We start from the raw sequence: 14,543 nt of genomic DNA on the forward strand, positions 1-14,543 counted from the left end.
TATATATTCTTGGCGAGTCCCAAAAGCTCCGCCAATGCTTACTCAATCTCATTAAAAACGCAATTGAATCCATGCCTAAAGGAGGACGGTTGTCCTTACGCACTTGGAAGCATCCTAGCGCTGTCCAGATCTCGATTTCAGACACGGGTGTTGGAATGACGGATACGCAACTGAATTCCTTGGGTAAGCCCTTCTATACGACCAAAGAACATGGAACAGGACTTGGACTTGTCGTAGTCATGAGCCTTATACAGAAAATGAACGGTAAAATTTCATTTTCAAGCAGMCTYAATCGCGGCACGCAATGTTCAATTATTTTCCAACAAAACTGAAAACATATCAAATAAGCAAGCTAGATAAGAGTGCACTCTTGTCCAGCTTGCTTATTAAATTTCAATACACTTATTTAGCTAACTTTTCCTTCTCAACGATAAATGCGAGTAATCGACTGCAGCTTTCCTCCACCAACTCAAACACTTCTTGAAACTTCCCGGTATAATACGGATCAGGCACGTCGGAATGCCCCAGATTACTTGAGAAATCCAACAATTTATGTATCGATGCATTCTTCACATCCCCCGCTAATTCAGGAGCAAACGAGGCGAGATTCGCAACATTACTTTCATCCATCGCAATGATGTAAGTAAATTGGTGGAAATCATCAGGACGTAGTTGCCTGGCTTTCAAGCCTTCATAACCAATATGATGACGGTCAAGAATATCCCGTGTTCCTTGATGTGGAGGATGACCGATATGCCAATCCCCTGTGCCGGCCGAATCTATAGAAATGACAGCTTCAAGTCCCGCTTCCTTCACTTGATGACGAAATACAGCTTCCGCCATGGGCGAACGACATATGTTACCTAAACAGACGAATAAGACCCTAATCATATTTGTCCAAAAACGAGCATTTTTTCATTGAGTGTAAGTGGTCTAGCTGGAATGTCTAATACAATTCTACCTTCAGAGACCCCCCAAATACGCGTTGCGAATCGTTCCGCTAATTCAACCTTATGCAGCGTGGCGATTACACTCATGTTCCTCTCTTTGCACAAGGACTTCAAATCTTGCAGAATGTACTCCGTGGACTTGGGATCAAGTCCAGATACAGGCTCATCTGCGACGAGTACCTTAGGTCCAAGAATCAACGCTTTAGCAATCGCTACACGTTGCTGTTCGCCACCACTAAGCTGACMAACCTTCTTGTCCCCTTTATCCAAAAGGCCGACCTTCTCTAAGAAGTCCATGCTATCGATTTTCTCATTTCTCGACGACAAGCCCGTGACCATTCGAAGCGGAGCTTGATACACCCTGCCCATCAACACATTTTTGACAGCGCTTTTATTCCGATTTAAAAAAGGCTTCTCTTCTAGGTAGGCAAAATCCTTGCCTAATTTAAAACGGTCCCATGGACCTGGCTTCGTAATATCATTTGAGTTATAAATGAGCTGACCGCTTGTCCATTTCTCTTGGTGACTAATACACTTCAGCAGCGTTGTTTTCCCGCTTCCACTGCTCCCGATTACCGCGATAAATTCACCTGCATCTACCTGAAAGCTAATTTGCGATAGAACCTGATTGTCTGGGGGAAATACTTTACTTAAATTTCGAACTGTCAGCATGACAACTCTCCTTCACGTAAGCCTAGTAATTCTTATGTTTTGGAAAAAATCGCCGCTCAAGTCAAGCTGTTACTCGGCTCGTTGAGGGCGATTTCCTTCTCTTCTACATGTAATCCTTAATCGCAAGAAGTTGGTGCTTCTGCCGCGCCTGCTTCAACATTAATTTTATCCGAAATCGTATCTCTGACTACCGACATGACAAGTTGAAGCAAATAGTTAATATCTTCTTGTGTTTGCTTGAACTCGTTAACGATCGGTATCCCGTCTAATTCATCCTGCAGGACTTCGATTTCATTCTCGATTTTTTCCACCATTTTCTTGTTTTGGAACGTTTCAAAAGCAACAATCTCTTTTTGCTTTTTCTTAATGGCGCTAATTAAGGTTTGAATATCTGGATTTGTTGCGATTTGCTTTTCAGCTTTTTGATAGAACTGAACTTCATTGGAAGTTGTAAGTAAAGTAGCAAGTTCCTTCGCTTTCGCCAAAATATCTTCGCGGACGACCATTTCTGTATTCGTAAATTCCTCTACTTTAAATGCATGAGGCTGATTATCATCATGTGCATGATCACATTGGGACATATCTAAACACGCTCCTATTTAATCTCGTTAGAAAATATTATACTGACATTTGAAGTGGCTTTTGAACAATTTCACCCTTCAAAATCCAAGTTTGTGCATGAGTGACTTTAACCTCAACCATTTGGCCAATCAAGGATGGATCTCCTGTGAAATGGATGAGTTTATTCGTCCGTGTACGGCCGGCAAGCACATCCACATTGTTTTTACTTTCACCTTCAACCAATACTTCAACGGTTTGATTCAGCAATCGCTCATTGCTGTCTTTGCTTAGTTTATTGACCAGCTCATTCAGACGGTATAAGCGTTGTTTCTTCACTTCCATTGGAACATTGTCTTCCATCTCAGCTGCAGGCGTACCTACTCTCGGAGAATAAATGAAGGTAAACGCAAAATCAAAACCAACTTCCTCGTACAGCGTCATCGTATCCTCGAATTGCTCATCCGTCTCGCCTGGAAAACCAACGATAATGTCAGTTGTTAACACAACATCAGGCATTGTTGCCTTAATTTTACCAGCAAGCTGCAAATAATGATCTCTCGAATACTTCCGGCTCATCCGTTTTAAGACTTCTGTATTACCAGCTTGCACTGGCAAATGAATATGCTCAACGAGATTACCTCGTTTGCCTAAAACTTCGATCAAGCGATCATCAAAATCTCTCGGATGCGATGTTGTGAAACGTATACGCGGAACATCAATTTTACGAATATCGTCCATCAAATCAGCGAACGTGTACGTTATATCTTCAAAGTCTTTGCCATAGGCATTGACATTCTGTCCTAGTAGCGTAATTTCCTGAAAGCCTTGACGAGCCAAATCCCTGACTTCAGCCAAAACGTCCTGTGGTCTACGGCTTCGTTCTTTACCACGTGTATATGGCACGATACAGTAGGTGCAAAACTTATCGCAGCCGTACATAATATTAACCCAAGCACGGATACCTTCCCGTTTTTTGGGGAGATTTTCTACGATATCGCCTTCCTTTGACCATACCTCCACAACCATTTCTTTGTTGAAAAAGGCATCTTTCAAAAGGCTTGGTAAGCGATGAATATTATGTGTTCCGAAAATCATATCGACAAAGGCATGCTTTTGCATAATACGATTGACAACGGATTCTTCCTGCGACATACATCCACATACACCGAGAATAAGTCCTGGCTTCTGCGCTTTCAATGTTTTCAGATGACCAAGCTCACCGAACACTTTATCCTCGGCATTCTCACGAATTGCACACGTATTTAACAAGATGACATCTGCAATCTGCTTGTCTTCCGTAGCTGTATAGCCCATTTGCTCGAAAAGGCCCTTCATGACTTCGGTATCATGCTCATTCATTTGACAACCATAAGTGGTGATTAAATAATATTTGTCCTTACCAAATTGCTGCATATCTTCCGGAATGGCGAAATCGTAATGAACCTGAATGTCCTCTTTACCACGTTGCTTCTCATCCTTATAATTGGGTGCAGAATTGATTTGGATATTCCGACCTTTAATTCGATAAGTCGTTTTGCCCTCTTCTTGGCTTAACACTTTCGCATCCGAGAAGTCAAAGTATTTGGAGTAATCCTTAACCTTGTCGGATTTTAAATCCGATGTATTTTGGTTCTCCTTCGACATGATGAATTCACTTCCCTTTATCTATAAATATAGCTCAAACTTGTATTAACCCAATATCAAATTATAGCACAAATGATACCTGTATATCCATAATGGCTTCTGTAACACGTTATATGGACAAAAAACCTTCTCTAAAGAGAAGGCTGAAGATTTCGCATCTAACCATAGGTATATTGCTGTTTGATAATGCTTGTCATCTCTTGTGCAGGAATTGGCCGACTAAATAAGTATCCTTGCGCTTCATTACATTCTCGTTGTAGTAAGAATTGAAGCTGTTCCTTCGTTTCCACACCTTCTGCAATAACTTTCAGATCCAAATTATGTGCCATTGTAATAATCGTATGTACAAGTGCAGCATCCTTAGCATCCTCAAACATATTTCGGGTAAAAGATTGATCAATCTTTAAGCTGTCGATCGGAAAAAGCTTCAAATAATTTAAGGAAGAATAGCCAGTTCCAAAATCGTCGATCGATAAAAAGATACCCATCGTTTTTAGTTTATGCATGGTCTCAATGGCGTACTTCGAATCTTGAATAATACTTTCCGTTAACTCAAGTTCAAGATAATGCGGAGCTAACCCAGTCTCCTCTAATGCATGACTCACCATTTCAATTAAGTTACTTTGCTTAAATTGCTTTGATGAAATATTGACTGCCATACGCAATGGAACGAATCCTTGGTTCTGCCATTCTTTATTTTGGCGGCATGCTTCATTGAGCACCMATTCACCAATGGGAATTATTAATCCCGTTTCTTCTGCTAATGGAATGAAATCAGCAGGAGATATATGTCCCCATTCTGGGTGTTGCCAACGGATTAGTGCTTCTGCACCGATAACCTTACCCGAATTCACATCAACCTGAGGCTGATAAAAGACTCTAAATTCATTTCGTTCCAATGCTTTACGTAATCCTATTTCCATCTGCATTTTTTTAGTTACTGCTTCGTTCATCTCCGGTGTGTAAAACTGAAAATTATTTTTTCCTTGTTCTTTCACACGATACATCGCAGTGTCTGCATTCTTAATCAATGTCTCAATATCTCCACCATCTGATGGGTAGAGACTGATACCAATCGAAGGCGTAACGAATAGCTCATGTTCAAGAATGCTAAATGACTGAGAGAATATACGAACAATTTTTTGAGCATTTTTCATCATTTCATCAGCGGTTGTGTGCGCCCAAAGAACAATAAATTCATCGCCGCCTTGCCGAGAAACCGTATCACCTTTACCAATGCAAGTTTCGAATCGATTTGCAACCTCTATCAATAACTTATCACCCATTGCATGACCTAATGTGTCATTAATATATTTAAACCGATCTAGATCAATAAACATAATTCCTATGATTTGCTGGTTTTCATGAGCTTGATCCAAAGCGAGTTCGAGTCGATCATTCAATAATAGCCGATTCGGCAACCCCGTTAGTGCATCGCGATACACCATTTGATTGATTTTTTCTTCAGCCCTTTTTCGTTCTGAAATATCTCGGATGATGCAGCTTATGTACGTGCTTCCTTCTTCTTTCCAAACTGCTAAAGATAGTTCAACCGGTAACTCGCTTTGATCTTTTCTTAAACCTTGTAGTTCATATGCTCTACCAAACTCATTCTCCTCGGTAATAGTCATGAGACTCTCCAAACGCTCTTGATGATAGGCTAGATAACGATCCGGGAAAATAATATGTAATTTCTCACCGATAAGCTCCTGTTCTTCATATCCAAAAATTATTTGGGCACCTTTATTCCAAGATATAATTGTCCCTTTACTATCCGCTAATATTATGGCATCATGGGCTGATTCCACGACGGAGCGAAATCTTTTCTCTGACATCATCAGCTGCGATTCAAATCGTCTATCAATAAATGTGCTGATGAATGTCAACCCTAAAATGAACAAAATGCCAAATCCTATCAAATACGCTAACAATGAAGTGTCAAATGTACGCTCTGAGACCAAATGAGCATGATCATGCTTGAATGTTGCAGCAGCCATGCCCGTATAGTGCATACCACATATGGCAATCCCCATGATCAACGAACTACCTAGTTTCCGCATCAAAATGCGAGGAGAACTTGCATTCTGTTTTACCGAGAATAACAACAGGAGTGCTACTAATGAAACAACATAAGCAATGATGGCAGAAAGAGCCCATAGAAAGGGATTATATACAATTGTTGCGCCCATGACCATTGCTTCCATACCAATGTAATGCATAGAAACGATACCTGTGGCAATCAAAGCAGCTCCGATAAACACGTGAGACTTACGCATGATGGATCGGCTAATGATATGTAAGGCTAACCAAGATGCAAGTAGCGCTGGTATAATGGAGTAAATCACCGTAGACAATTGGTACATGACGGATAAAGGCAAATGAAATGCCAGCATCCCCACAAAATGCATGGACCAAATGCCCATTCCCATAGCAAAAGCGCCTCCAGCCAACCAGGCTTGCCTTGCAGAGCTTTTGGCCTTATGGATTCTGATTGCAAGATCCAACGCAGCAAATGATGCTATGATGGCAATGAGAATCGAAAAGATGACGAGGGGGATGTTATAAGTACTTGAGATAGTTTCCACAATGATGTCTCCTCACTTTAGGCATTGATAATTACAAACCGAAGAAGTTACTGGTTCAGATCAATACGCCTAACAATACGCATAAATATAAAACTATTGTAAACAATCTTACCATGATTTACATGGAGCCTCTATACATTTATGTCGAATATACCCGAAAACAAGCAAAAGTTACATCTTTGCGTAATTTCCTTTTAAATTATGCAAATAAAAACCATCCTTCACCTGTTTGTGTAATGGATGGTTAGATTCGTATGATTAGTCCTTCGTATAATAATTAATGCCATTAATATTAAAGAAGAAGCTCCGCCTCGTCTCCTGTTTTAACACCCGCTGCATTTCCTTCGTCTGTATCAATATGCATATCCAAAGCAAATTGATCCGATACTCGCGCAATCACATCTTCTAAAATTAACGGTCTTTCACCACGCAATTGAACTCGAAGGCGTTGTTTATCTTGAATCCCCCATTGATTAGCTTCGGTAGTATGGAAATGAATATGTCTTGCCGCAACAATGACCCCTTTCTCTAAGGTAACCTCCCCTTTGGGGCCAATCACACGCAATCCAGGCGTATTTTCAATTTGACCCGATTCACGTACTGGAGGATGAATTCCTAATGTGAAAGCATCTGTGCGTGAAACCTCAATTTGTGTTTGAGGTCTTATCGGACCTAGAATCCGCACTTTATCAAATTGACCTTTAGGCCCTACAATGGCAACAGTCTCCTGTGCCGCGTATTGCCCAGGCTGGGAAAGATCTTTGAATACCGAAAGCTCATAACCATCACCGAAGAGCTCGACTAAATGCATTTGTGAAAGATGTATGTGTCTTGCTGAAACACCAATTGGAATCAACGGCATTGTGGAAATCATCCTCTCATTCAAATCCTAATTTTAAGTATTACCGCTTAACAAAAAAGGCATACGGAATTTCACCGCATGCCTTCGTAAGTAATGGTTTATTTGAACTCAGTAAGAAATTTGCTAAAGTCAGCTTCAGAAAGCTTAAGATCTTGTTTCGTAAGACCTTCTTTAGCAAAGCTAGGAATGGAATCTTCGTAGCTCTTTTTATCTTTGTTTTGGTAGATGATACCCGTCAACATGGAGTTTGTTTCCATAATTTTCGTCATCGCCATCACGCGGTTTGTGTAATCATAGTCTGGAATCTCATCCAAATCTACGATATTCTCTTTGAACCAGTCATACGTGTTTACTTTGTTGAAAGTTACACATGGGCTGAATACGTTAATCAAGGAGAAACCTTTGTGATTCAAACCAGCTTCAATTACAGCTGTTAACTGTTTCAAGTTACTGGAGAACGATTGTGCAACGAACGAAGCACCAGCAGCCATTGCGATTTCTAAAGGAGAGATCGCAGACTCAATTGTACCTGATGGTACGCTTTTCGTTTTGAAACCTTCCGCACTACGTGGAGAAGCTTGACCTTTCGTCAAACCGTAGATTTGGTTATCCATTACGATGTAAGTAACATCAATGTTACGACGAATAGCATGAACAGTGTGCCCCATACCAATCGCAAAGCCGTCTCCGTCTCCGCCAGAAGCGATAACTGTCAAATCGCGGTTAGCCATTTTCACGCCTTGTGCGATTGGCAATGATCTTCCGTGGATACCGTGGAATCCATAGGCATTGATGTATCCAGAGATACGTCCAGAGCATCCGATACCTGAAACGATTGCTAAGTTTTCCGGCTCCAAACCAACATTAGCTGAAGCGCGCTGAATAGCCGCTTGAACGGAGAAATCTCCGCATCCAGGACACCAGTTAGGCTTTACATTGTTACGAAAGTCTTTTAATGTTGCCATGCTAAAGTCAACTCCTTACATTTTTGTTCGATTTCTGCTGGTAAGAATGGGTTACCGTTATATTTAAGCACATTTTTAATTTTATCTGCATGCCCAACATGAAGTTTGATTTGATCTGCTAATTGACCAGTCGCGTTGTTTTCAACAACGATAACTGTTTTCGCTTTTTCAACAAGCRGTCTTAGTTGATCAGCTGGGAATGGATGAATCAATCGAACTGTTGCATGGTTGGTTTTGATACCTTCCAATTCAACACGACGTCTAGCTTCATCAATTGTACCACCAGTTGAACCCATACCTATGATAAGAAGGTCTGGTGTTTCGTGAGGTGCATCAGCTTTAATCGCATCCGTCACTTGAATGTGTTTCAACTTTTCAAGACGCTTATCCATCATTCGTTGACGGTTTTCAGTGCTTTCCGACGGACGACCAGTTTGGTCATGCTCTACACCTGTTACATGATGGATACCGTGCTTAACGCCTGGAATCACACGTGGTGAAACACCTTTTTCCGTGAACTCATAGCGTTTGAACAATTGATTCGGTTCTTGTTCAGGAGCTTCAGTGACTAGTGCGCCGCGGTCAATCACGATGCGGTTGTAATCCAACATTTCTGCGGATTGTTTACCTAGGGAAAGCTGAAGATCTGTCATAAGAATAACTGGTACTTGGTATTTCTCAGCAAGGTTGAAAGCTTCAATTGTATCGTAGAAGCACTCTTCAATCGTGCTTGGGGATAATACGATTTTCGGGATTTCACCGTGAGTTCCGTAAACCATTGCGTTCAAATCGGACTGCTCTTGTTTTGTTGGAAGTCCTGTACTTGGGCCACCACGTTGTGTATCAACGATAACAACTGGTGTTTCTGTCATACCAGCAAGACCAATTGCTTCCATCATCAAGGACAAACCAGGACCTGCAGAAGCTGTTAGAGCACGAGCACCCGCGTAGTTAGCACCGATTGCCATTGTACATGCTGCAATTTCATCTTCAGTTTGAATAACTGTTCCACCCAATTTAGGAAGTACTTTTTGCAAATATTCCATAACTTCGGATGCAGGTGTAATTGGATAAGCTGGCATGAAGCGGCAACCTGCAGCTACAGCTCCAAGAGCGATTGCATCATTTCCGATCATGAACAATTTTTGTTGTCCGTCAGCAGGCTCAAGTTGGAAGTCAGCGATAGGTCCACCAGCGAGTTCAAGAACGGATTCCGCACCTTTACGAACTGCTTCAATATTCTTCTCAACGACAGCTGCACCTTTACGGCCAAATTCTTCTTCAACAGCTTTATTAAACACGTCAATCGGCAAGCCAAGTAGAGCCCATGAAGCGCCTGACGCGGCCATGTTCTTAAATAGGGAAGTTCCTAATTCCTCTGCGATTGCAGTGATCGGTACTGGGAACAATCTAGCTTTGATTCCTTCAGGTAAAACAGGGTTAAATTTAGCATCCGCAACGATAACACCATTATCACGAAGTTCGTGTGCGTTGAAATCGATACTTTCTTGGTCAAAAGCAACAAGAATATCTAAGTCGTCTGAGATTGCGCGAATCGGCTTGGTGCTGATGCGAATCTTGTTATTTGTATGCCCCCCCTTAATCCGTGAAGAGAAATGACGGTACCCATACAAATAGTAACCGAGACGGTTCAATGCAGTGGAGAAAATGCGGTCTGTACTTTCGACCCCTTCACCCTGCTGACCTCCGATTTTCCAAGATAACTGACTAATCACCGTACGTCCACTCCTTTTAATTGTAGCTGCATGAGGAAAATTTGATAAGCTAATTGTTTAGTAATTTAAGATGATGCAATAAAAATTTTCTTTCACTCGTCATCCAAATTCTATGCCTTTGCAGAGTAAATTGCAAGAGGTTTAACCGTTTCTAAAAGATAGAGTTTTTAGATTGTATCCATATCAATATTAGATTGATTCCTCCCTATCATTGCGGGAGGTTCGCCAACATGAAATTTCGCCAATTCCCATACAAGAATGCCTCTACTTGCGACTCCGTATAGTTTTTACATAAAGCCTCTATAATATTTCCGTATTGTCCAACATGTCTTAAATCTTCCACCCACTGCTCGATGCCATCAAAATCCGAACCAAACCCAATATGGGCCTCTCCGCCTAATGCACAGATATAATCAATATGTTTCAGAATCGATGAGATCTGAATGGTTGTTTTTGAGCTATCCAGAAAGTAAGGTACAAATGTAATACCCATCAAACCTTTACATCTTATGATAGCTTTAATTTGATCATCTGATAAATTTCTTGGATGGGGACAAATGTGATACGCGTTTGAATGTGAAGCAATGAATGGTTTTTTGTAATCTTGGGCGAGCTCCCAGAATGCTGCTACAGAAAGATGGGACACATCGACTATTATACCCAAAGTTTCGATTTCTTTTAACATGAGCTTACCTTTTTTTGTAAACCCGCCATTTCTGGGCTCCAATACACCGTCCGCCGCCCAATTCGCATAGTTCCAGGTCACTCCTGCACAGCGAACGCCTAAGTGATATAAAATGCGTAAGTGGGTCAAATTCCCAACAAGCGCATCCATACCTTCCAAAGTTAAAATGGCCCCAACTTTCTGGGACTGCTCCAACGCTAGCCAATCCGCAGCTGATTGAATAAAGCTCATTTGCGGGTGACTTGCAATCTTCCGATGAAAAATATCTATCATTTGCAAAATATGCTCAAAGCTTGGGTTGGAAATGGATTCCGGAAGATAGATGGCAAAACATTGTACCTTAACCCCTGCCTGCTGAAGCTTTGGAAAGCTTACATCCAGTTCTAACTCATCCTGGTTGAAATCTAACTTAGGATTCTTGTATAGCTTCGTTAGTGCATCGCAATGTCCGTCTACAATCCCCATCCTTTTCCAGCCTCCTGACATCGTATAAAGGTATCTAAACAGCACAAAAACCTCTATACAGAGGTTTCATAGGTACTGTGATAACATTTCGTTTGAACTGGTTGTCAGTCATGAAAGTCAACACTTATACAGGTTGCCTTGCCTTACCGTCTACCGAGGCTCGACAATCAATTTAATAGCTGTCCGGTCCTCCCCATCAATAACGATATCCGTGAAGGCTGGTACACATATTAAGTCGACTCCACTAGGCGCCACAAATCCTCTTGCGATAGCTACTGCTTTGATGGCTTGGTTCAATGCGCCTGCACCTATCGCTTGAAGCTCAGCGGCTCCACGCTCACGCAATACGCCTGCCAATGCACCTGCTACGGAGTTTGGATTGGATTTTGCTGAAACTTTTAATACATCCATGAATAGTACCTCCTCGGAAATGATGGATAGCTTCCAATACCCATCATATTCGCAAAGTTGACTAAACATGCTAACTCATCCCATTATTACTGATTGCGCGCTAATCCATGAATACCTGATCTTCATCATACCGAATCAAGTTAATCCCTTTGGCTAGTCCTGTCTGATCGTTTAGTTCAAGTACAACGGCATGGAAATGCCATTTCCCCTCATCCGTTATGAAACGAACAGGAAGCTGTGTCTTGAACTTCTGAAGCACAGCATTACGTTCTACCCCCAATATGCCATCACGAGGCCCTACCATCCCCACATCCGTCACATATGCCGTTCCTTGAGGCAATACACGGTTGTCATTCGTTTGTACATGAGTATGCGTTCCAACAACCGCAGAAACTCTCCCATCCAAATGCCAGCCCATTGCGATTTTCTCTGAAGTCGCTTCCGCGTGAAAATCGACAAATACAAATTTATGTTTTTTCTTATCGCCTTCCAAAATTTCATCCACTTTACGGAATGGACAATCGATCGGTGGCAAGAATGTTCGTCCTTGTAAATTAATGATCAAAAGTTCTTGATCCTTAATTTTAATTGTCGTATGTCCTCTTCCTGGAGTCCCTGGCGGGAAGTTCGCAGGACGGACCATTTTATCATCTCGATCAATGAAATCAAAGATCTCTTTCTGATCCCATGTGTGATTTCCCATCGTAATCGCCTGAATGCCCATCTCATATATCTCTTTCGCAATTGCTGATGTAATTCCTTTACCCGCGGCCGCATTCTCTCCGTTAGCAATGAACACGGCATGTGGATGTAATTGCTTAAGTCTTGGCATGATATTCTTCAATGCTTTTCTTCCAACAGAACCTACGATGTCACCGATAAATACAATTTTCATAACGTAAGACTAGCTCCTTTATGACCGAAACCGTTCTGGTTAGCACCACTGAAGTTTACATTCGGCCTTGAAAATAAGGAAAAGTGGCTATGATAGCCACTTTTCGCATTTGGTTCTTATTTAGCGTATTCAACTGCTCTTGTTTCACGAATGACCGTAACCTTAATATGTCCTGGATAATCGAGTTCACCCTCGATTTTCTTCGTAATATCACGGGCTAAACGGAACGCTTCAGTGTCATCCACTTTCTCTGGCTGCACCATAACGCGAACTTCACGGCCTGCTTGAATGGCATATGATTTCTCAACACCTTCAAACGACTCTGAAATCTCTTCCAGCTTTTCAAGACGTTTGATATACGTTTCTAGTGTCTCTCTACGAGCCCCTGGTCTCGCCGCGGACAATGCGTCTGCAGCACCGACTAGCATGGCAATAACAGAGGTTGCTTCCACGTCACCGTGATGTGAAGCAATACTATTAATAACGATTGGATGCTCTTTGTATTTCTTACCTATCTCAACACCGATTTCAACGTGAGACCCTTCAACTTCATGGTCTAACGCTTTACCAATGTCATGAAGCAGCCCGGCACGTTTCGCCAAAGTTACGTCTACCCCGAGCTCCCCGGCCATTAAACCAGCCAGATACGCTACTTCCATGGAATGTTTCAACACGTTCTGTCCGTAACTTGTTCTGAACTTCAGGCGCCCCAAAATTTTGATCAAGTCAGGATGCAATCCGTGTACCCCAACTTCAAACGTCGCTTGCTCCCCATATTCGCGGATACGTTCGTCCACTTCCTTACGGGACTTCTCAACCATCTCTTCGATACGTGCTGGATGAATACGTCCATCCGCCACAAGTTTCTCAAGTGATGTGCGAGCAATTTCACGACGGATTGGGTCAAAACCTGATAAGATTACTGCTTCAGGCGTATCATCAATAATAAGGTCAATACCAGTCAATGTTTCCAATGCACGGATATTTCTACCTTCACGACCGATAATACGGCCTTTCATTTCTTCATTAGGCAACGAGACAACTGAAACCGTGGTCTCAGCTACGTGATCTGCCGCACACCGCTGAATAGCAAGTGTGATGATCTCACGTGCTTTCTTATCGCCCTCTTCTTTGGCTTGTTGTTCAATCTCTTTGATTAGCTGCGCAGTTTCATGGCGAACTTCTTGCTCTACATTTGTCAGAATGATACTCTTAGCTTCTTCCATTGTAAGACCAGAAATTCGCTCCAATTCGGAAACTTGGCTTTTATAAAGCTGATCAATCTGTGTTTGTGTATCTTCGATACGCTTCTCTTTGTTGGCTACTAACTCTTCTTTACGCTCGAGAGATTCTAATTTTTTATCCAGCGATTCCTCTTTTTGCAACAATCGTCTTTCTTGTCGTTGAATTTCATTTCGACGTTCACGAATGTCTTTTTCAGCTTCGGACCTTAGCTTATGCACTTCGTCCTTTGCTTCCAGAACCGTTTCTTTTTTCAGTGCTTCTGCTTCCTTTTTGGCAGATTCTCTTATCTGCTCAGCGGCTGTTTCAGCACTGGAAATTTTCGCTTCTGCAAGAGATTTACGGATAAAATAACCAATCCCTAAGCATGCAGCTCCAACAACGAGAATGATCGCGATCCAGATGGCAGTCATCTTGTTCACCTMCTCGTTGGTTTCTCCAAGGTGTTAGCCTGGGTAACTTCGGTTTTTTAATCCGATTTAATTGTTTGACTAGTCATACATACCCTTAACAATGAAAGAGTATGGCTTTTAAATGAATGCGCACAGTGCGTTAGGGCACTCTAGTGCTAATAATCCATAATCAACAGTGTAAAAATTGGCGGTTTTTACAGCTGCCCTCTCAAAATCAAATGAAATTAGTATGATTTTGAATACATTATGAAAATATACACTGTTATTTTATCTTTTGTCGAAGAAGCTTGTCAAGCGAATGTCCAAGAGTTGATCATTTAGGCCCACTATCCACGGAGATATAGTTAACCACATTAAACAATTCGAAAACTAATTAATGTGATTAATTATCATCAAAGCTATCTTCCAAAAACTCCATTTCCTCATCATCTGTTTCAGTGCTGATCAACCCCAAGAC

The 14,543-nt window shown here is 41.7% G+C and carries 13 protein-coding genes; 1 reads left to right on the forward strand and 12 read right to left on the reverse strand.

The window, feature by feature from the left end; translation table 11 throughout:
* Positions 1-332, forward strand: a 332-nt coding sequence (locus AC1DVJ_RS27955; RefSeq protein ID WP_477595619.1) for an ATP-binding protein, incomplete at its 5' end; no start/stop codon positions are given.
* A 70-nt stretch (positions 333-402) separates the two neighbouring features.
* Here AC1DVJ_RS27955 and AC1DVJ_RS27960 read toward each other — a convergent pair.
* The 12 genes from AC1DVJ_RS27960 to rny all read right to left on the reverse strand — a co-directional run bounded on the left by AC1DVJ_RS27960 (position 403) and on the right by rny (position 14,086).
* Entirely contained in the window at positions 403-891 is a 489-nt protein-coding gene (locus AC1DVJ_RS27960; RefSeq protein WP_477595622.1) for a low molecular weight protein-tyrosine-phosphatase, read from the reverse strand.
* A complete protein-coding gene (locus AC1DVJ_RS27965; protein WP_477595624.1) occupies positions 888-1,622 on the reverse strand; it encodes a phosphonate ABC transporter ATP-binding protein in 735 nt (244 codons plus the stop codon). Before AC1DVJ_RS27965 ends, AC1DVJ_RS27960 begins: the two co-directional genes overlap by 4 nt.
* Positions 1,623-1,738: 116 nt before the next feature.
* Positions 1,739-2,203 (reverse strand): YlbF/YmcA family competence regulator, encoded by a 465-nt coding sequence (locus AC1DVJ_RS27970; protein ID WP_477595627.1) that lies wholly within the window; start codon positions 2,201-2,203, stop codon positions 1,739-1,741.
* Between the two features lie 37 nt (positions 2,204-2,240).
* A complete protein-coding gene (miaB, locus tag AC1DVJ_RS27975) occupies positions 2,241-3,827 on the reverse strand; it encodes a tRNA (N6-isopentenyl adenosine(37)-C2)-methylthiotransferase MiaB (RefSeq protein WP_477595629.1) in 1,587 nt (528 codons plus the stop codon).
* A 158-nt stretch (positions 3,828-3,985) separates the two neighbouring features.
* Positions 3,986-6,277, reverse strand: a complete 2,292-nt coding sequence (locus tag AC1DVJ_RS27980; protein ID WP_477595631.1) for a putative bifunctional diguanylate cyclase/phosphodiesterase — start codon at positions 6,275-6,277, stop codon at positions 3,986-3,988.
* Between the two features lie 427 nt (positions 6,278-6,704).
* Entirely contained in the window at positions 6,705-7,274 is a 570-nt protein-coding gene (gene pduL, locus AC1DVJ_RS27985; RefSeq protein WP_477595633.1) for a phosphate propanoyltransferase, read from the reverse strand.
* A gap of 98 nt (positions 7,275-7,372) precedes the next feature.
* Positions 7,373-8,239 carry a 2-oxoacid:ferredoxin oxidoreductase subunit beta gene (locus tag AC1DVJ_RS27990; RefSeq protein WP_477595635.1) on the reverse strand — a complete coding sequence of 289 codons (867 nt, stop codon included), beginning with the start codon at positions 8,237-8,239 and terminating at the stop codon, positions 7,373-7,375.
* Positions 8,227-9,975, reverse strand: a complete 1,749-nt coding sequence (locus AC1DVJ_RS27995; protein WP_477595637.1) for a 2-oxoacid:acceptor oxidoreductase subunit alpha — start codon at positions 9,973-9,975, stop codon at positions 8,227-8,229. The genes AC1DVJ_RS27990 and AC1DVJ_RS27995 overlap by 13 nt, the downstream gene beginning before the upstream one ends.
* 208 nt (positions 9,976-10,183) lie before the next feature.
* Complete coding sequence (locus AC1DVJ_RS28000) at positions 10,184-11,125, reverse strand: dipeptidase (protein WP_477595639.1); 942 nt, start codon at positions 11,123-11,125, stop codon at positions 10,184-10,186.
* Positions 11,126-11,275: 150 nt separating this feature from the next.
* Positions 11,276-11,536 carry a stage V sporulation protein S gene (locus AC1DVJ_RS28005; protein ID WP_028558349.1) on the reverse strand — a complete coding sequence of 87 codons (261 nt, stop codon included), beginning with the start codon at positions 11,534-11,536 and terminating at the stop codon, positions 11,276-11,278.
* 100 nt (positions 11,537-11,636) lie between these two features.
* Positions 11,637-12,431 carry a TIGR00282 family metallophosphoesterase gene (locus tag AC1DVJ_RS28010; protein WP_477595641.1) on the reverse strand — a complete coding sequence of 265 codons (795 nt, stop codon included), beginning with the start codon at positions 12,429-12,431 and terminating at the stop codon, positions 11,637-11,639.
* Positions 12,432-12,547: 116 nt separating this feature from the next.
* Complete coding sequence (gene rny, locus AC1DVJ_RS28015) at positions 12,548-14,086, reverse strand: ribonuclease Y (RefSeq protein ID WP_028558347.1); 1,539 nt, start codon at positions 14,084-14,086, stop codon at positions 12,548-12,550.
* Positions 14,087-14,543: the final 457 nt, after the last annotated feature.

It is taken from the genome of Paenibacillus sp. P4_A9, assembly GCF_056402415.1.